Origin of the sequence: Leptospira ainlahdjerensis (assembly GCF_016919175.1) — a bacterium.
Taxonomy (GTDB): Bacteria; Spirochaetota; Leptospiria; order Leptospirales; family Leptospiraceae; genus Leptospira; species Leptospira ainlahdjerensis.
Genome location: NZ_JAFFPU010000004.1, coordinates 1 through 18,113 on the forward strand (window position 1 = coordinate 1; position 18,113 = coordinate 18,113).

General features: G+C 40.9%; 15 protein-coding genes and 1 pseudogene. 9 read left to right on the forward strand and 7 right to left on the reverse strand.

Annotated features, from left to right (window positions below; genetic code table 11):
* Positions 1–275: 275 nt before the first annotated feature.
* The 4 genes and pseudogenes from JWG45_RS22570 to JWG45_RS00675 form a co-directional block, all read left to right on the forward strand.
* A pseudogene (locus JWG45_RS22570) lies at positions 276–431 on the forward strand (DUF3157 family protein); the annotation flags it as partial.
* A gap of 195 nt (positions 432–626) precedes the next feature.
* Entirely contained in the window at positions 627–899 is a 273-nt protein-coding gene (locus JWG45_RS22055) for a hypothetical protein (RefSeq protein ID WP_232380445.1), read from the forward strand.
* 394 nt (positions 900–1,293) lie between these two features.
* On the forward strand, positions 1,294–2,082 hold the full coding sequence (locus tag JWG45_RS00670; protein ID WP_205277868.1) for an ankyrin repeat domain-containing protein: 789 nt from the start codon (positions 1,294–1,296) through the stop codon (positions 2,080–2,082).
* A gap of 1,035 nt (positions 2,083–3,117) precedes the next feature.
* Positions 3,118–4,713 carry a methyl-accepting chemotaxis protein gene (locus JWG45_RS00675; RefSeq protein WP_205277869.1) on the forward strand — a complete coding sequence of 532 codons (1,596 nt, stop codon included), beginning with the start codon at positions 3,118–3,120 and terminating at the stop codon, positions 4,711–4,713.
* Between the two features lie 305 nt (positions 4,714–5,018).
* Here the strand turns inward: JWG45_RS00675 and JWG45_RS00680 are convergent, their stop codons facing one another.
* Both JWG45_RS00680 and JWG45_RS00685 read right to left on the reverse strand, forming a co-directional pair.
* Positions 5,019–6,176: an Ig-like domain-containing protein gene (locus JWG45_RS00680; protein WP_205277870.1), complete on the reverse strand. Its 1,158-nt coding sequence runs from the start codon at positions 6,174–6,176 to the stop codon at positions 5,019–5,021.
* Positions 6,173–7,024, reverse strand: a complete 852-nt coding sequence (locus JWG45_RS00685) for a FecR domain-containing protein (protein ID WP_205277871.1) — start codon at positions 7,022–7,024, stop codon at positions 6,173–6,175. Before JWG45_RS00685 ends, JWG45_RS00680 begins: the two co-directional genes overlap by 4 nt.
* Positions 7,025–7,214: 190 nt before the next feature.
* On the opposite strand from JWG45_RS00685, the gene JWG45_RS00690 reads away from it, so the two are divergent.
* Positions 7,215–7,442, forward strand: a complete 228-nt coding sequence (locus tag JWG45_RS00690) for a hypothetical protein (protein ID WP_232380454.1) — start codon at positions 7,215–7,217, stop codon at positions 7,440–7,442.
* Between the two features lie 241 nt (positions 7,443–7,683).
* The gene (locus tag JWG45_RS00695; RefSeq protein ID WP_205277873.1) at positions 7,684–8,865 is read left to right on the forward strand and encodes an IS481 family transposase; all 1,182 of its coding nucleotides are present in this window, start codon (positions 7,684–7,686) and stop codon (positions 8,863–8,865) included.
* A gap of 585 nt (positions 8,866–9,450) precedes the next feature.
* On the opposite strand, the gene JWG45_RS00700 is transcribed toward JWG45_RS00695, so the two are convergent.
* Together JWG45_RS00700 and JWG45_RS00705 are read right to left on the reverse strand one after the other, a co-directional pair.
* The gene (locus JWG45_RS00700; protein WP_205277874.1) at positions 9,451–9,951 is read right to left on the reverse strand and encodes a hypothetical protein; all 501 of its coding nucleotides are present in this window, start codon (positions 9,949–9,951) and stop codon (positions 9,451–9,453) included.
* 704 nt (positions 9,952–10,655) lie between these two features.
* Positions 10,656–11,768 carry a PHP domain-containing protein gene (locus JWG45_RS00705; protein ID WP_205277875.1) on the reverse strand — a complete coding sequence of 371 codons (1,113 nt, stop codon included), beginning with the start codon at positions 11,766–11,768 and terminating at the stop codon, positions 10,656–10,658.
* A 244-nt stretch (positions 11,769–12,012) separates the two neighbouring features.
* Here JWG45_RS00705 and JWG45_RS00710 point away from each other — a divergent pair, with 244 nt between their 5' ends.
* The 3 genes from JWG45_RS00710 to JWG45_RS00720 are packed head-to-tail and all read left to right on the forward strand — an operon-like array spanning position 12,013 to position 14,463.
* Complete coding sequence (locus tag JWG45_RS00710; RefSeq protein ID WP_205277876.1) at positions 12,013–13,179, forward strand: glycosyltransferase family 2 protein; 1,167 nt, start codon at positions 12,013–12,015, stop codon at positions 13,177–13,179.
* Positions 13,180–13,189: 10 nt separating this feature from the next.
* Positions 13,190–13,735 carry a DJ-1 family glyoxalase III gene (locus tag JWG45_RS00715; protein WP_205277877.1) on the forward strand — a complete coding sequence of 182 codons (546 nt, stop codon included), beginning with the start codon at positions 13,190–13,192 and terminating at the stop codon, positions 13,733–13,735.
* Positions 13,732–14,463, forward strand: coding sequence for an SIR2 family NAD-dependent protein deacylase (locus JWG45_RS00720; protein ID WP_205277878.1), 732 nt, complete (start codon positions 13,732–13,734; stop codon positions 14,461–14,463). Before JWG45_RS00715 ends, JWG45_RS00720 begins: the two co-directional genes overlap by 4 nt.
* Positions 14,464–14,879: 416 nt before the next feature.
* On the opposite strand, the gene JWG45_RS00725 is transcribed toward JWG45_RS00720, so the two are convergent.
* From JWG45_RS00725 to JWG45_RS00735, 3 genes are read right to left on the reverse strand one after another with little or no spacing between them, the layout of a single operon-like run.
* Positions 14,880–15,488, reverse strand: a complete 609-nt coding sequence (locus JWG45_RS00725) for a glutathione S-transferase family protein (RefSeq protein WP_205277879.1) — start codon at positions 15,486–15,488, stop codon at positions 14,880–14,882.
* A gap of 56 nt (positions 15,489–15,544) precedes the next feature.
* A complete protein-coding gene (locus JWG45_RS00730; protein ID WP_205277880.1) occupies positions 15,545–16,615 on the reverse strand; it encodes a DUF1574 domain-containing protein in 1,071 nt (356 codons plus the stop codon).
* 9 nt (positions 16,616–16,624) lie between these two features.
* Complete coding sequence (locus tag JWG45_RS00735; RefSeq protein ID WP_205277881.1) at positions 16,625–18,112, reverse strand: MBOAT family O-acyltransferase; 1,488 nt, start codon at positions 18,110–18,112, stop codon at positions 16,625–16,627.
* Between the last annotated feature and the right edge of the window lies 1 nt (position 18,113).

Sequence of the window (18,113 nt, forward strand, 5' to 3'; positions counted from 1 at the left end):
GCCCGGTAAGAAATTGCCGGGCTTTTTTATTTCAGAAAATAGTTTTCGAGATTGGAAGATTGGATCCGAGGTTTTTTATTTGGATTTAGCGCAATGGTCGCTCTCTTTTACGACTTCGTCGTAAACCAAACCCTTTCAACAATCGCCTTAATCTCAAGCCAAAGGCAAGGATTACCTTTTTTAGAAAAGGTTTCTTTTTCGGTTTTCAGAAAGAAATTCGGAAGTAATTTAGAGAAAATACAAAATCGACTCTTCGATTCACACAAGGCCAAAAAATGAAAAACATTCTTTTCTTAATTCTGATTCTTTCCCTATCAGTTAACGCCGAAGAGGCCACAACAAAAAGTGGTAAAAAAGTTATCCTCAATTCTGATTTTACATGGAAATATTCAATCGAGAATCCCGAGAAGAGTAAAAACATAAAAAATAATTCCCAACTCGTATTGACTAGATCAGAAGAACAGGATACGGAGCTAAAAAGCGAAACCGGCGAGTTTAGTCTATGGTTCAATTCAAAAAAATGGAATCGCTCAACTCAAAAATCAAATAAAGTATCAGAATTCGAATTTGAGAACAAAAAAAGAACCGGCTACGCGATGTTAATCTTTGAAGGTTTGGAAATTCCAATGGAATCGTTTCCGGAACTTTTAGTTGTCAATGCTCGAGCAATCGATCCAAATGCAAGTCTCATTGAAACGATTGACTGTAAGATCAACGGAAAAGCCGGCAAATTCGTAAAATACACGGCCTTATTCAGTGGAATGAAATTTATCTTTTATAGTTTTGTCTCCAGCAGCTCCAAAGGTTCTATCCAATTCACGACCTATACACTCGAAAATCGTTTCGATCTTGAAAGAGAAGAATTTGAAAAATTACTTTCGGGGCTCGTCTTCCCTTAGGATTAAGGGACAAAACGATCAAATTAGGAGTCAAAAAACAAAAGACCACTTCAGTTTCCTGATCAAAAACGAATCCTATTTTTTGAATAATCGAAATAATCAATATCTGTTCTATCGAATAAGGATCGAACTTCCTTTTTTTCGACACTCTCGAACTCGATATGTTGTATTTTCTATAGGCAAGAAAAAGAAATCTAAAGAGTAAAAGAATAAGCCCACTCCGTAAATGCAAAAAAGAATTTCGAACCTTACATTTTTTTTTAGAACCCAAGATCCATTTTTCAGAATTGGCAACCAAATCTTTTCTCGTCTGTTCCTGATTTTCGCTTTGTTCTCTTCGACGGCGTGTTCAGTCTCCATCACAACACTCATTCAAGATGGCAGAAATCAAGAAGTGATTACCCTCTTAGAAAAAAAGAAAGATTGGAACAAAATCTTAGAATGCGAAACTCCTCTTTCTCTCGCATCGACGTTCGGAAATTCGGAACTCTTAAAAGTCCTCCTTGTAAAAGGGGCTGATCCGAATGTTCGCACTCCGGGTTGCGCTCAAGAATCCGTTTTGATCTTAGAAGGAGTATTGATTTCCAAAGATCGTTTTTTCACCGCTACGTTGAGTCCACTCTCTCGATCGTTAAATCTGGAAGTTGCAAAAATTCTAATAGATGGAGGCGCGAATCCTAACATCGGAGGATACAGACAGGATGACCCGTCCGGAAAAGGCCTTTCTTTTTACCAATCTCCTCTTTCCAACGCAATCCAGAATCGAAAATATGATCTTGCAAAGTATTTGATCCAAAAAGGAGCTTCGATCAATATCTACAACCCACTTACCGGAGAAAATGAATTTGAACTTTGGTTTACGAGTGTAGGAATTCGATCAAAAAAAGATAAGGATTTCTTCCAATTCCTGAAAGCAAAGGGTTTAAAAAGAATCCGGCCTTCTTTTCGCAACTTGAGTGAGAAAGAAGACCAAATTCGATCCTATGTTCATCTTCCAACAGGAAATCAAACAAACGCTTCGATTATAACCTTTCGCGAAAACGGAAGCTTCGAGACCGACCTTGTGTTTTCCGAACCCGAGAAACGATTCTTTCACAGTTCCGAATTTATCTGGAAGGACACTCGTCAAAACTTATTTGAATGGATTCTTCAAAGAAGAATTTCGAATCCGCCAAAAAAGTGAATCAAGGAAATACCCTTTGCAGAATTTCCATTTCTTTTTTCAGATTTGTCTCCTTTCCTAAAAGAACAAAAAGAGTGCGGATTGGAACACTCTGATTTTCGGAAAATTCTAAAATTGTGTAATCTTGGTTCGATCGCCCTGCGTTTCCAAACGATAGTCCCAGGTTCCCTTCATTCCAAAACTGCTCTCCTCCATAAAGAACTCAACTCTTGAGTTTTCGATTCTTTCCATAATCTCGAAATGGATAAATCCTCCCGATTCGATTTTTTCTTTTCAAACCGGGAATCCTTTTTCGTTTTTTTACGATTTGAGTTACTTCCGGTCTATTTTTTTGAACACTTTCCAAATCCAAAAAAATGACGAAATACTTTCTCCACGGGAGCATTTACGGTTCCGGATATTTTTCATTCGAACTTTCGGTTCCGCAAAAATTCCCATCCCAAAAAAACTGAAACAAGCGTGACAATTCCACACAAGATGATGAGAGCGATTTTCCTGCTTTTCTATTTCTCCTTTTCCCGATTCATAAAGACTCTATATTTGCTTTCGCGAAACATTTGCTTTTGACAAGCTTACAAAGTTGGAATCGTCTTTTGATTCCTTTGTAAACTTCTTTCAAGGGATACACTTTTCTAACAAGATTGTGTTTTCAAAATCAATCCGGGGTTTTATAACTTTCATTCTCATTCCGAAATTGTATGATTGATAAAAAGAAAGAAGTTTGATCGTCCATTGCGCCAGCGGCCGGAAGGGCGCGAAGCGGTTCCGAAATCTTTAAAACCGTCTCCGACCTTTCTGTTTTTTTCGATTTGCGAAAGATTCTTTCGGAACGGAGGCGTTAGCCGAACCCCGAACGAGACGCGGCGACGGGCTTCAGTGTATTTTCTTTCTTCTTTCTATATTATATCCTTTTAATTTACTTTTCCCGTCGGGCGCCCGAGCCGAAGTTTGTTTTTATCATCCTTTCCTCTTAAAGTTTTGCTTTTCTTTTTAATCAGTTTCCTTAGCATGAACTTCTTTCTAAGGAGAATTCTCATGGGGACTGGATCTCAATCCAAAAAATCTTCGATTCATCAGATTTGGAACGACGGTGCCGTCGTTATCAACCGGATTCGTCTGGGTTTGGTGATTCTTTTTACTCTTACTCTTATCAGCGTCTCCAAAACGAACCATCCCACACAAGTGATCGCACATATCATCGGCACTGCACTTATGGCGAGCTATTGTCTTTTGGAGTTTATTCTCCATAGAACCGGTAGGGTTGGAATTCGTTTTCAAAAAACATTAGTTCTCTTAGACGTAAATATCCTTACGCTCACCCTTATGGCGGATTGTTCCATCGAACCCGCTGTTTCTTCCGGCATTCTTTCGAATATGTTGCTTTTCTTTATTTACTTCTATGTGATGATCTATTCCTCCTTTTTGGGGGAGCGAAGTTTTGTTCTTCTGGTCGGCCTTTTTTCCGCGTTTGGAATCGCCGCTTCCATCTTTGTTGCCTGGAAAGGGGGAATGGTTCTTACCGAAAATCCTGAACTGGGGAAAATTCCCGGTCATATGCTTTTTTCTGTCCAGATCGTTAAGATCACTTTCGTTTTTACCGCAAGCGTGATCCTAGCACAATTGATGGGGCTCTTTGCAAAACTTACGGACGAAGGTTCTAGACTTTACGAAGATTCTCAAATCATCCTTTCCAAACTCAAAGAGGACCGTCATAAACTGGAGAATTCTGCAGAAAGTTTGGAAACTTCCATTCGCAAGTTTGCCGATTTTATCAACAACATAGGTCAGAAAATGGAGTCTCAAGCCGCCGCTCTGGAGGAAGTAAACGCCGTCTTGGAGGAACTCTCGGCGTCTTCGTCTAACACCGCTCATTCGATCGAAACACAAAACATTAGCCTCGTGGAACTCGCAAACGACTCCGAGAAATTAGGAGAAATCCTAAAAAACAGCGCGTCTCTCAACGAAGCTCTTACCGTTTTCGCCCGGGAGAATAAGGTAGACATGGAGAACGTTATGATAGCCGCCGAAAAAACAAAATCGTATCTTGTAGACATTACGAATTCCTTCAACCGAGTCGACGAAATCAATCGGATCATGAGTGAGATTGCAGATAAAACGAATCTCTTAGCTCTCAACGCTTCCATTGAAGCAGCTCGAGCGGGGGCGGCGGGAAGAGGTTTTGCGGTTGTTGCAAATGAAGTCAGCAAACTTGCAGAGTTTACTTCGGGGAATGCGAAGTCCATTTCCGAAATCGTTAATCAATCCCGCAAATTTATCGAAGAAGCAAGAATGGCTTCCACCGAAACGGGAGATATGACCGAGAACCAGAAAATGAAAATTTTAGATACTGTCGAAAGAATTGATAGAATGAACGTCTTCTACCTGGAACAAAAAACGATCATTCAAAAGTTCGTTTCTGAAGTGAATCGAATCAAAACCACCTCCGAAGAGATCCTCAGATCGACGAAAGAACAAATGTTAGGTCAAGGGGAAATGGTTCAAACGATGGGACATCTCGGCATGGAAATCAACGGAATAAACGACGATTCCGGTTTATTGCAGGAAGAGATTATCAAAATCAAAACACAGGCTTCCGAGTTGAGAGTTTTGAGTATCCAATCCGCCGACTAATCATTGCAACCCTTACTCGGAAGTTATCTGGATCTCCAGATAATCTGTCGGAATTAGGACGATTCTTCCGTGAAGCGGCCACCCCGCCCGAATTTCGGGTGGAGGGGAGAGGGGCGGAAAAAATCGGGTGACTTTCCTCTATTACAGAATTTTAATTTTGCAAGCGCTAATTCCGATGTAGGAACTCTTACAAAACCTTTTCTTGTAAAACAATTCTCGTTACAGTTCCTCTCAATTTTAAATGGTTCTGAAAGGGTAGGCGCGTTCTCGTCTTTCTTTCGCATTGGAATCGATCTCGGATTCTTTTACTTTTTCTGAATCGTCACGTTCGATTTTAGAGTAGGGCTCAAAATAGTATATTCAGCTTTTATGTTGAATGAGTTCCCCACCTTATCGGTTATCCTAAACTCAAAACTTTGTTTTCCGGGAGTTAAAACCAGTCCTTCCGCATAGTTTCTAAATTCGTTTCCGTTCTGCTGAAACTGAATCGAACTCGTTCCCGAAATCAAGTCCTCACATTGGATTTGAATCTCTGACTGAACCGGTAACAAACTTCCGAAGTTTGCTTGAGGACTCAATCTACAAATCGGGGGACTTCCATCCAAAATTCCGAAAATTGTTTCTTCTGCTTGGTTTCCTGCAAAATCTTTCGCGCGAACCTGGATTCCAAAACTTCCGTCCTCTAAAATTTGTGGAATTTGAAACTTATAAATATTTTTTTCCTGAGAATTCGGATTTACCGGAATTTTTTTCCCGTTCTGTAAAAAGAAAAATTCAGTTTCTGCCACTCCGGAAACAAGATCCAATACTTCCACCTGGAGGTTTTGGTCTTTCCGCGTGACTGGAATCGAGTCCAAACGAAATCCTTTTCCAATTTCGACACGAATCTCCGGTCTTCTTGTGTCTTGAACAACTTCCATCAAACGTGTCCCTTCTTTTACTCCAGACGCAGTTTCGGAATAAAATTCCACGTCGTTCTTTCCTTCCTGAAGACCCGAAATCGATCCTTGGTATTCTTTCCATTCTCCTTCGTTGACCCGAAAGAAAACCCTGACTCCGTTTCTGCCCGCGCTTGGATTGTCTAAGACCAACTTTTCGTTCCGAGTCGGGGATAAGATGATAGCCTTTGGATTCGAGGGAGTTTTTCTTTCCAATTTAACGAAAGGGCGCAAAGATTCAATTAGAATGGAATCAGAAGGTTCTCCCTTTGACGACATTCTACCGATTCCTACGACCCTCACATAACGTTCGTTAGGCTCCTGATAAAATTGAATCCTTTTTTCTTTCACGTTTAAGGTTCTTAAGACGATCTTGAAATCGGAGCTATCGGAGAATTCTACGTGATACGATTCGGAGGAAGGATCCGATTTCCATGAAAGTTCGAATTCCTTCTTCTCATCTGCATGGACGGTTCCAATAAATAAAAGAAAAATCACGACCCAGCAAATTCTTACAAAATTCATTTACTTTGAAAGTCCTTATCGATCTGAATTTTACCGGGTATCGGGAAAGGTTCCACCGGGGCTTTTCCCTTTTCAACGTAAGTGCCAAAGCCCGCTTTTACTTCGACACCTTTTCCCGCGCCCTCCACATTGACAACTCCTTCAAAACAGCCCACATCCGTACGCTGGTCTTCCTCATTTCCGACATAGAATTTCGTTCCCCTTACTCCGACGACCGCAATAGGGGTACTGATTACGAGTTTTGTCGAGGACCCATTTTTCTTATTACTTTTAAGCAGAGAGGATCTAACGTCGGCCTGAAGTTGTCCTTTTTCTAAAAAGATTTCGGGAGAACTTTTTTTAGAAACGGAGAAACGGGACTGCTCATAAATTTTCACTTTCGTTTCATTCTCCAAAAACGAAAGAGAAGCTCCGGACTTGAGTCCCGTTTTTAAACTTTCTCCGTCTCTGAGAATTTGATTTTTAGATACGGAATTCCAATTCGAAACATTTCCATCCTTTCCTTTTTTGGAATATTCAACTGAGCCGAAAAAAATTTCCAGAGACGCTATCGGGTGAGCTTCCGGTTCGACGATCTTTCTCAAATGAGAAGGAACCTTTAAAACCATTCCTTCCTTGATCAAAGACGGATTTTGGATTTGATTGTATTTTAAGAATTCTTTCCATTTTCCGGGATCGTTCAGAACTTCTTTCGCAATCTTTGTAAGAGAATCGTTCTTTTTCACCTTATATTCTTCCAGAGTTTTTTCGTCCGGATCCAAGACCGTCGTCGAGTTTTGAGAAAAGACCGATAAGGAAATGAAAAGTGAGCAAATACAAAAGAAGATTCCGCGATTTAGAAGAGCCATACGCTTTTAGTTCCTTTTTAGGTGAAAATTTATTTTCTAAATTTGTTACTAATTCTATATTTTAAAAAATAATATCTTGAAAATTTAGACGAGAGTTTTATCTAATTTCAGTTGAATTAAGCGAGGGATTTCAGTGTTTCAAAAATGGTTACAAACGGCGTTCTTTTTAACTCTTATCTTGTTAGGATTTATGGTCCCCGGTAAAGTCTCATCCCAGGCAAGCGATGCCGCTGCGGCAATTCAAGAAGCGTGCGGACGTTTGGTGAACGAGGGACTTTATAAGAGCTGTAAGGCGGCTCCCGGATTTTCCGCATCTCAAGGCTACTATAGCCAGTCCGCACAGATCAAATGTGAATGTATCAATAAAAAGGACAACGGTAAAACGATCGTCACGATCACGTTAGGCCAATATTACTGATATTCTTAGGCTCTCATTTTCTCCGGAGAATGAGAGTGTTTTCAAAAATTAGATTCCTTCTTTGAATCTTAAAATTCTATTCTTTTACATTCCAATTCTTTCGGATCCGTTTGTTCAAAGATTCATTGAGCACAATGTGTAAAAGATGAATGGGTACGTTTACGATGGTACATACCGCCCAGATAGGTAACAAAACAGACCGGGCACAAGGTGACATATACCTGGCATTGGAGGAAAACCGATGCCTTGGAAGGAGTCCCGTGTGATCGAGGAAAAAATCAAATTCATAGCCGCGTGGAAAGGTGGCGGTTGGCAGTTTTCAGATCTTTGTAAGGAATTTGGAATCAGTCGAAAGACAGGTTACAAGTATTTAGAAAGATACGAATCGGAAGGTATCGACGGTTTAAAAGATCGATCTAAGAATCCCAAAAAGCATCCGAATGAAACTCCCGAGAATGTTGTCTTGCTCATTATGCAGATGAGGGAGAAGCATCCTACTTGGGGAGCAAGGAAACTTCTGTGGGCATTAAAAGGAAACTATCCAAGAGCTAAATCCTGGCCGGCACCAAGTACGATTGGCGATATTCTAAAAAGAAAAGGATTAGTTCGTAAAATACGTCGTAGGAAAAAAACTCCTGAAAGTCTTTTTCCATTTTCTGATGTAAAGTCTCCCAATGATGTTTGGTGCGCAGACTTCAAAGGTCACTTTACTGTCGGGAACGGAAAACGTTGTGATCCATTGACCATCACAGATGCTCATAGTCGCTTTCTATTAGGATGTCAAATCCTGAAGAAAACGGACGGAGAAAGCACCCGGCGGGTATTTGAGAGATTCTTTAAAGAATATGGAATGCCATTGGCTATAAAGACAGATAACGGAAGTCCGTTTGCATCGAGAGCAATTGGAGGATTGAGTAAGTTATCTGTTTGGTGGTTAAAGTTAGGGATTCGACCTGAACGAATTCAGCCAGGTAAGCCTCAACAAAACGGTCGCCATGAAAGAATGCACAGAACCTTAAAACAAGAGACGGCATTACCGGCTCGATCTTCTCTTAAAGAACAACAAGAAGCATTTGATCGGTTTAGAAGTGAATACAATTTAGAAAGACCGCATGAGGCTTTGGGGTATAAAACTCCTGAAAAGATCTATATGCCTTCAGAAAGAATTTTTCCAATAAGAATTCCTGAAATAGCGTATGCTATCAATATAGTAGTTGAAACAGTCTTAGACGATGGGACTGCAAAATACGGTTCATATAGAATCTTCTTTGGTTCTCCATTGATCGGCGAACGGGTTGGTTTTGAAGAAGTCTCAGAGCGTTTGTGTAAGATCTATTTTACGAACGCAGTTCTGGGTATGTTAGATTTATTTACAGGAAAAGTATTGAAATACGAAACGCCTGTGTACAACTACAACGAATAAAGTGTAACCCATGTCTCCGGTCTAGAGTGTTACCGATGTGCCAGAACATACACCTCTCATTTCCTTTTAATGAGACATAATATGTATTATCGGAAGTTCCCTGTGTATCACATAAGATCTCCTTACTCCAAACTGTTTGTGAAATTCATTCAAAATCTTTTTCCAAATTTTAAGAATCAGCCAGTAAGTTCTTTCCTGAGAGATGCCTCTTTTGAAGATTTTCATGATCTCCTTTGTCCGTGTCTCACTCGTGGAATTAGTCTTACAAGGCACCGTCGAAGAGTTTCGAGAACGAAAAAGTCCGATCTTCATTCACTGAAATCAATCTGCAATGGCTCCCGGATACGAGAATCCGATCCAATGCACGAACTTTTTACTCTGAATGGATAACCCGCATTCTGGAACGAAATCCGATTCGAAGACCGTTCGAAAAAATGCAAACGATCTCATCTCGAATTCGGCAAACCGCAACAGGCAGAATCCTCAACTCAAGAGCCTTTTCTCTACACTTGGGACTCAAAAGAGAACCTCTCAATTCCTAGGAATCAGAGATTCTCTTTCTATCATCTTCTCAGAAAGATTCTGTTAGTTGAATTGGAAAGTTCCCGTTCCGCCGTCGATCGTATTCACGATGATCGTATAAGATCCAGGAACGTTAAACTGAATTTGAGCCGTGTTAGTAATCGCGGCAGCACCCACAGTAAAAACGAAATCAGTTCCTGCAGTCGCAAGATTCACACCTCTTGTAATCGGACAACCGCCCTTGTAAACGGCAACACCGAGAGTTCCTGAATTGACTTGAAACTTTGCAATACTTCCTGCCACTGCTACAGGGATTTGAACCGCACTGTATTGTCTATCGATTTGAGTAAACGAAAGCATATACGGCGTTCCATTCGCAATCGCAATCATGGACGCAATCGGTACGGAAGTTCCCGCCGGTGAGAAGGCACACGTATTGTTGTATCCACCCGCTGCCAGAAGTAACGCCAAGTATGATATATCGTCATCCTCTTCTTTAGATTTGCACGCAGAAAGAAGTCCGATCAAAACTATGCAGACTCCTATTTTTTTAGCTATTTTCATTCGTAAAGTCTCCTATTTTTTTATACCTAGATCCGATCGATACAAAGAGTCAAGAAAATCTAAAACCTTATCTTCTCCTATGTTTGTCAGTTATTCCCCATTGATCACCAAAATTGAGATATTTAATAATATTAGTATTTTATAATTTTATTTAATTTTAAATTATTAACTAAAATTTAATGCGAAATTCGATTTTCCTGAAGGGTCAAACGTATACAAAGATCAAATCCGAGAATTACTCTGTTAAGAATGTAAAACCGAAAAACTTCACGCCTTTATAGGCAGCAACAAAACGTTTACAAAAAAGAAAACCGGATTTTTTGGATTCTTGTTCATGCCGATCGAATTGGTTTTTGTTCCCACACAAAGAAATTGCACACCGGAGATCATTCTTTTTCGTCTAACACCGATTTGCTATTTTACAGGGAAAGAACGCGTGTTTCCAATGATAGAGAAGGATCAGGCCATTCGAATCCGAATCGGGAACGGAAGAAGTGTTGAGGATCGAATCTAAAAGAACGACCGACTAGGAAAACGTTACGATTCGAACGGAAGTATAAACTTCAAAAAATAGGGAGAAAAAATTTCAGCATCAGCTTTGGTTAGGATGACTGACGAAGAAAGGCATTTTGAAAACGGCCCCTTTCTTTCCTTTGACCCGGAAAAAGTTTGGACGCCTCCTCGTTTGGAAATTGATTCTTTGCTTATTTTGGCGCTTCAACCCTATAAAACGGATTCGAATAAATAAACCCGGAAGGAAACGTCGCTTTAACAAGAATATACTCGTCTTCGGGTAAAAACGTATAATCACCTCGAGTTTTTTGAAATTCTTCCTTTGTAACTCGACCGTTTTTTCCTATAAATTCTAACTTTAAGAATTTTTCGGGAAATTCGACTGAAATTTTTTTACCTTCCATCTTTAAATCCAAAATTTTAGGATCATCCATATAATCCACGAGCTTGATCACGGAAACGTAATTACCCTGTTTCAGATTTTTTATCACTTCCCGCCTATCCAGTGAATCGACATTGAGAAGAAGATATCGTGTGAAGGCGTCCCCCTCGTTCTGATTGGAGAAAGTGAGTTCGTGAAAAATTCTTTCGTACAAGGGAAGTTTCATGGCGCGTATCGATTCTCCCGGAAAGTAATGAAGGTCGTCCCCGCTCACGGCTAAAACGGAATAACCTTGATCCAAAAGTCGAATCCACTCCGAAACGGAATCGCCGAACGGAGAGAAAACCTCGACGGCATCCAGATTGCGGAGCTTTTTTACGTCTTGATAAGAAATAGAACCCTCGAGCATCGGGTGGGAGACGACCACAAACGATTCTTCCTTTTGCATTTGATCGATCGTCCACTGAAGATTTCCGATTGTTGTATAAACCGGAAAAAAGTCGAACACCGAGTCGAGAGCGCCTAATGCGAGAATGTGTTTTCGATTAAAGTCCCTTCCCCACTCGTAACCCGGTAAAAACTTTGGATTAGCGGAATCGACTCCGCTCACTTTTAAATAGTCGGTGATCCCGATCAGGTCGTATTTTTTTTCAAGATAACGCTCTTGGATTTCCTTTGGGCTGCTCCGAAACGGAGAAAATCCGTCCCGGTCGGAATGAAGATGAAAGGCGGTTTTTAACCACCTTTCCTTCGTTTGAGAATAGGGAGAATGGAGAAAGGACCCGTGAAAGGGAGACGCCTTTTCCGATCTCAAGGGATTACTCAAAAACCAGGAAATCAAAAAATGTGTAATGGTTAAAATGAAAATAATCGCAAGGATTCGAAACCAAACCGTGGGTTTTAGTTTTTTTTTGAAAACCATCCTCATTCCATCTCAAAACCGCCGCTCAGAATGAAAAAAGTTTTTCACATTCCTTTTAATTTTTACGCTCTTCTTTTTTTTTTCCTTTTTTAAAATGTCAGGGATTTGTAATTTTTGATTCCGAAACCATCCTTCCGCTTTGTTCTAGATGAGTCTGAATCGAATTCTAAGATAGAAACTAAGTAAGTGCGCACTTAATTAAATGAATTTACAGAATTTACCAGATTCTAAACTCTGAACTCCAGTGACAACGCCTGAAATTTCAGTCATTCTTCCAACTTACAACGAAAAGGAGAATGTCCCGATTCTTCTCCCAAAAATCGCAAAGGCGTTACAAAAACACAGGTATGAGATCTTACTCGTGGACGATAACAGTCCGGATAGAACCTGGGAGGTCGCGGAGAATCTCCGAAAAAAATACAAAGACCTTTTTGTTCTCCGAAGAATGGAAAGCCGCGGTCTTTCTTCCGCAGTCTTGACAGGAATGTCCATTGCCAAGGGGAAAGTTTTTGTTGTGATGGACGCGGATCTTCAACACGACGAATCCATTCTGCCAGATTTGGTGAAACCGATTTTAGACCACAAATCGGATATCAGCATCGGAACTAGGTATTCGAACGGAGGTTCCACGCAGAACTGGTCTTGGATTCGAAAAGGATTGAGCATTTTCGCTACGGTTCTCGCAAAGCTTTTTTTACCAATTCCGGTTTCGGATCCGATGAGCGGTTTTTTTGCGATCTCCAAAGAATATTTTGAAAAAACCGCGGAAAAAATCAATCCGAGAGGTTTTAAAATTCTATTAGAATTTTTGCATCAATCCGGGATGGAGCCGAGAATTTCGGAAGTCCCCTTTTCCTTCCGAAGCAGGAAATTCGGAAAGACAAAGTTAGACGGATCCGTGGTTCGAAATTACTTAGTCGCCCTTCTGGATTTACGTTTTGGAAAATGGATTTCTCCTAAGTTTCTTCTCTATTCCTTGGTCGGGTCCTCCGGCGTTTTCGTAAATCTTTTCGGATTTTTGATCGGAGAATCGTTTCACTTTCCCGAATTCAGCACTCCGTTTCTATTCTTAAACCCTCTGCACAGTTCCGTCTTGTTTGGAATCGAAATTTCCATCCTATCCAATTTTATTCTCAACAACTATCTTACGTTCTATGAAAGAAGATACGATGGTTTTAGGATCGTGCAAGGACTGGTTTTATTTCATCTAGTAAGTCTTCTCGGGCTTCTGATTCAAATCAGCGTCTTTCAATTCTTATATCATAAAGTTTTTATTCCCGAGTTCCATTCTTCAGGAATTCTGATTAAATTTTTTTCCGATTCGCTTGCTATTTTGGCTGCGATGATTACAAATTACTTCTTAAACCTAAACGTTACTTGGAAAGGTTCCAGGGACGAATCTCGTTTTTGAAGGAATTTTTATGCCTAAAGTTTTGGTTCCATTCGCGCCGGGAATGGAGGAAATGGAAGCCGTCATCATCGTGGATGTTCTCCGAAGAGCAAAAATCGAAGTCGTAAGCGCGTCGTTAGAAGAAGGAACAATTACCGCCTCCAGAGGAGTTTGTCTTTTGGCCGATACTACTCTCGAAAAAGTAGACTTCAAGAATTTCGATATGATCGTTCTTCCGGGAGGAAACGGCGGCACAAAAGCCCTCTCTTCGAATCCCCGAATTGAAGAATTCCTGCAAGAAGCCAAAAGGGACGGAAAATGGATCGCGGCGATTTGCGCGGCTCCAAGCATTTTAGTACATCAAAATATTCTTACGCAGCAGGATCGTTTTACTGCATTTCCCGGAGTTGTCTCCGACGCTCCAGGATTTACGGGATCGAGACTGGAAATCTCCGGCAGAATTATCACGAGCGTCGGACCCGGTTCTGCTTTCGAATTCTCCTTGGAACTCGTAAAAATCCTTTCCGGTGAAAAAATCATGTTGGAAGTAAAGGATGGTCTTCAATTGCCAAAATGAAGGATTTCCTAAGAAGTAGTTCCGGGAAATTAAAAAGAATCACTGCGATCACCGGAGCCGGAATTTCGGCGGAAAGCGGAATTCCCACGTTTCGCGGTGAAGAAGGTCTCTGGAAAAATTTTCGTGCGGAAGAATTGGCGACTCCCCAAGCCTTTCAAAAAGATCCTAAGTTGGTTTGGGAATGGTATCTCTGGAGAAGACGTATCATAGAAAGTAAAGCCCCGAACCCAGGACACGAAGCGCTTGCAGAATTAGAAAAGAATCCTACTGATTTTTTTCTAATCACTCAAAATGTGGACGGCCTTCACGCAAGAGCCGGTTCTAAGAAACTCTTGGAGATTCACGGTAATATTTTCATCAACCGATGCACTTCGTGTAAAAACGAAATAAAAAACGCAAAGATAGATCCGGGTGAATCGCTTCCCAAATGTAAACTCTGCAATTCCCTTTTTCGTCCAGGTGTCGTTTGGTTTGGAGAACCTTATGATCAATCCAAACTCAACGAGTCGGTTCTCAGAATGCAGAACACGGATCTTTTGTTAATCATCGGTTCATCCGGTGCGGTCAGCATGCCGCTTTATTTGGCGGAGATCGCAAAAGAGAACGGAGCGCTTCTTGTTGAAATCAATCCCGAACGAAGTTCTTTTTCATCTTCCGTAGATCTTTTTTTACAAGGAAAATCCGGTGAAATCCTTCCTGAGTTAGTTCAAGAAATTATTTCAATTTGATTCCAAACGAAGGCTCCGACTTTCTTCCGTTTTTTTACACAAGGTTCATCGGAGTCGTTTCCTTTCCTCAAAACTAATATTAGAAAATCAATTCGGATACGCAAAAAACTTTCATTTTTCTTGTTAGATCTTTTGCAGGAAACGTTTCTGAAAAAAAAGATTCTTTTTTATCAAAATAGAATTTTGCAAAAGCAAGGGAATATGCCGAATCTAGCCGTTTAGATTACGAATTGAAGTTGAGACCTAAAAGAATGGACGGGTTGTTTCTACGATTTGGCAGATATCGTAAGGAACGAGTTCACATTTTATGCTTTGCAGGGCAAGGGACTTAGACCAGGGCAAAGTATAAACTTCTTCTTACTTCTCCGAATCGAAAATCGTGGTTCGATCGTATCGTGGAAAAATGAAAAGATCGGTTAAACTTTTTGCAATTCAATGCCGGGCATCGAAACATAACCGGGCAATCTTTCCACTCGAGCGATCCAATTTCGAATTTGGCTATAAAGTCTTAAATCCACCTTCCCTTCGTTCGCCAATGCAATGTATGGATACATCGCCAGATCGGCGATCGTCGGCTTTTCGTCGGCGAGCCATAGATTCTTCTCCAAGTGACTTTCCAAAAGATGCAGGAGCTGATCGGAAACGGCAGTCGCCTCTTCCAGATTTACTGGTCTGCCAAATTTATAGTGAGAACGCAAGGCCGCAGGGCCTCTCGTGACTTCGTTCGCCGAAGTAGAAAGCCATTCTATCACCTTTGCACTCCCGATCCCTGACTTTGGAAACCATTCTCCCTTTCCATATTCGATCGCAAGATAGACGAGAATCGCCTGGCTATCCCGGATGACTACTTCCTTATCTTTCAAGACTGGGACTTGTCCGAAGGGATTCAGCGTCAAAAAGGTTTCGGATTTTTGTTCCCGTTCCGCGCCGTTTACCGGACGACTGGTATATTCTAAATTTAGCATGGATAAGAGCATCCGGACCTTGTGACAATTTCCGGAAACCGCAAATTCAAAAAGTTCCACTGTTTCTCCTTCTTTCTCTTTTAATACAAATGTGTTTTGAGATCGGATCCGAATTCTTACTTTGGCAATCGGCTAAAAATAAAATCCGCGTAATCGTTAAAACAACTCGGAGACATGTGTCCCGGATCGCTGAAATCATCACAATCATAATTCGAATCTTCATTCATATTCCAGAATAAGGTTCCGGTCGACTCATGCAATTGATTCAAAATCGGAAGCATAATATCGTAAGGAGTTTTTTCGTCCTTTTCATTCGTAAGAACCTTTTGAGTTTTATAAAGTTCAAAGTAAGGACGGGAAACCCGGACCCAGATCGTCGCGTAAGGCACGCCTAACGCTTTCGCGATAGAAATCGCGTCCTCTTGATTGGACATCATTTTCGGATTGAAGGTAAACGGAGTGAGATACGATTTAAAATCCGTATTCGATCTTTTTTTGAGCAGCTCCGGAGGTAGAACGATTTTCGGACTGGAATCGGAGGTCGCACTTCCTCTTTGTTTTTTTAGATTCTCCGTGATTTCATCCCGAAGTTTGCTATAACCTTTTGCCATCGATCCCCCGTCCTTGGCTCTGGCTCGGATCACGTTCCAACGAGGACGATTCTTGAGTGTATGAAACAATTTTTTTCCAATGTATCCGGTAAGGTCCGAAGAGGAATAACGATCCGCGTGACGGAAAACAAACGAAGGACTGAGTCCGTAAAATAAAACCTCATCCAAGGTCAAAACGGATGAAGAATTGAATATCTCGATCGATTCGTCCATCAGGATAAAATCCGGTTTTACACCGTCCGATTGAAATCGCTCCAACCAATAGAGATAATAATCGGGAGAACCGCCGGGAACGGAGAAGTTAAATAAAACCCAATTCGGATATTTTTTTTCGATGTAATCGTTTCTAAAAAGAAGAGCTCTCGAGTTTCCGAAATAAACCAAGACCTTCTTTCTTTCCTTTTCCTTTAGATAACCTTTCAATTCTTCAAAAAGAAATTCCTTATGACGAAAGTTGAGATCGGAAAGTGTGAGAGAATAATACGGCTCCAACGTCGTGGAACTAATTACTTTATCGATACTAAAAGCTATAATAAAAATTACAAATGGAACGATTAAAAATCGATTTCGGAACATTCTATTTTCCTAAAACTTATAATAGATAAACGCGCCTGAATCTTCCGAAAACAGGGCAAGTAAGAAAACTGTAAGAACTCCTACAAACGTAAGAAGCCAAGGATCATACTTTCGAAAACGTTTCCAAAAATCGGGAACATACTGAACCCAGTTGAAAAGTACGAGCGCTAAGAAAAGATAAAAGAATTTCTCCACATTCTCCATCTGATTGAGTAGAAAAAGGGAGTTTCCGTCCACCAAACGTCCCGCCTCTCCGATCCAAGCCGAAGTAGAAGAACTCGAAATTTCAGACTCGATCGAAGAAGGAGCATTTTTAAATATTCCAAGAACGTGTTGCACCATCGTCTTTGCGTTATTCGCTCGAAACAAAACGGCGCTGAATGAAAACAAAAGAAAGATAATCGTTGCCTTAAGCACTTTTAGGATTGTATTCTTTTCAGGAGTCAACTTCCAACCGAGAGTATTCTCCAGATAACGTTCCCCTGCGAGTAAAACTCCCCAGTAAAAACCCCAAGCGATAAAAGTATAATCCGCACCGTGCCAAAAACCTCCGATCGTCATCGTTAGAATCAAATTGAGATGAGTTCTCCACTGCGCCGCGCGGCTTCCGCCTAACGAGAAATAGATGTAATCCCTGAGCCAAAAGGACAACGTTATATGCCATCTCTGCCAGAGTTCTCTACCGCTTAGGGAAAAGAAAGGCGCCTTAAAGTTTTCAGGAAGATAAAAGCCTAGTAACGCGCCCACCCCTCTCGCCATGTCCGTAAGGCCTGAAAAATCACAGAAGACCTGAATCGAATAACCGATTCCCGCAAGAATCAAGGAAGTAGAATCGTAAACTTCCGGATTGGAAAAAATCGGAGAAATCAAACCGGAAGCGGGATCCGCGATCAAAACTTTTTTGACCAGACCGCTGATCATCAGATAACTTCCGTTATAGATTTTATCCCGATCCGGTTCCAGGTTTTTTAAGTTCGGAAAAAAATCTCCCGTTCTCATAATCGGGCCCGCGATCAAAACCGGAAAAAATAAAACAAAAAGAAAATATCCTTGGATCGAAATGAGTTCGCTATCGGGATTTCTTTTCGCATCCACCGCTGCGGCGATCATCTGAAAGCTGTAAAAGCTGATCGCAAGCGGGAGAATGATGTGAACGATTCCTTGGATCTCTTGAAAGAACGGATAACCCGTAAGATCGGCAAGAACTCTAGAAAAGAAATAGAAGTATTTAAAAAAACCGAGATTGATACAGTTAAAAAGAACCGCCGTGATCATCCATTTTTTGGAATTCTCACGATCAAGTTTTATCTTCTTGTAGAGAAAGTAATTGAGAAGAATTACAAATACAAAGTGAAAGAAAAAAATCCAGGAAAACCAGACGTAAAAAAAGGCGCTGGAGAGGATTAAAAAATCGGGGCGATTCTTTTTAGGAATGAACCAATAAATCGTATAAACAACGGCAAAAAAAATCGCAAAGGTAACGGAGTTGAACAGCACT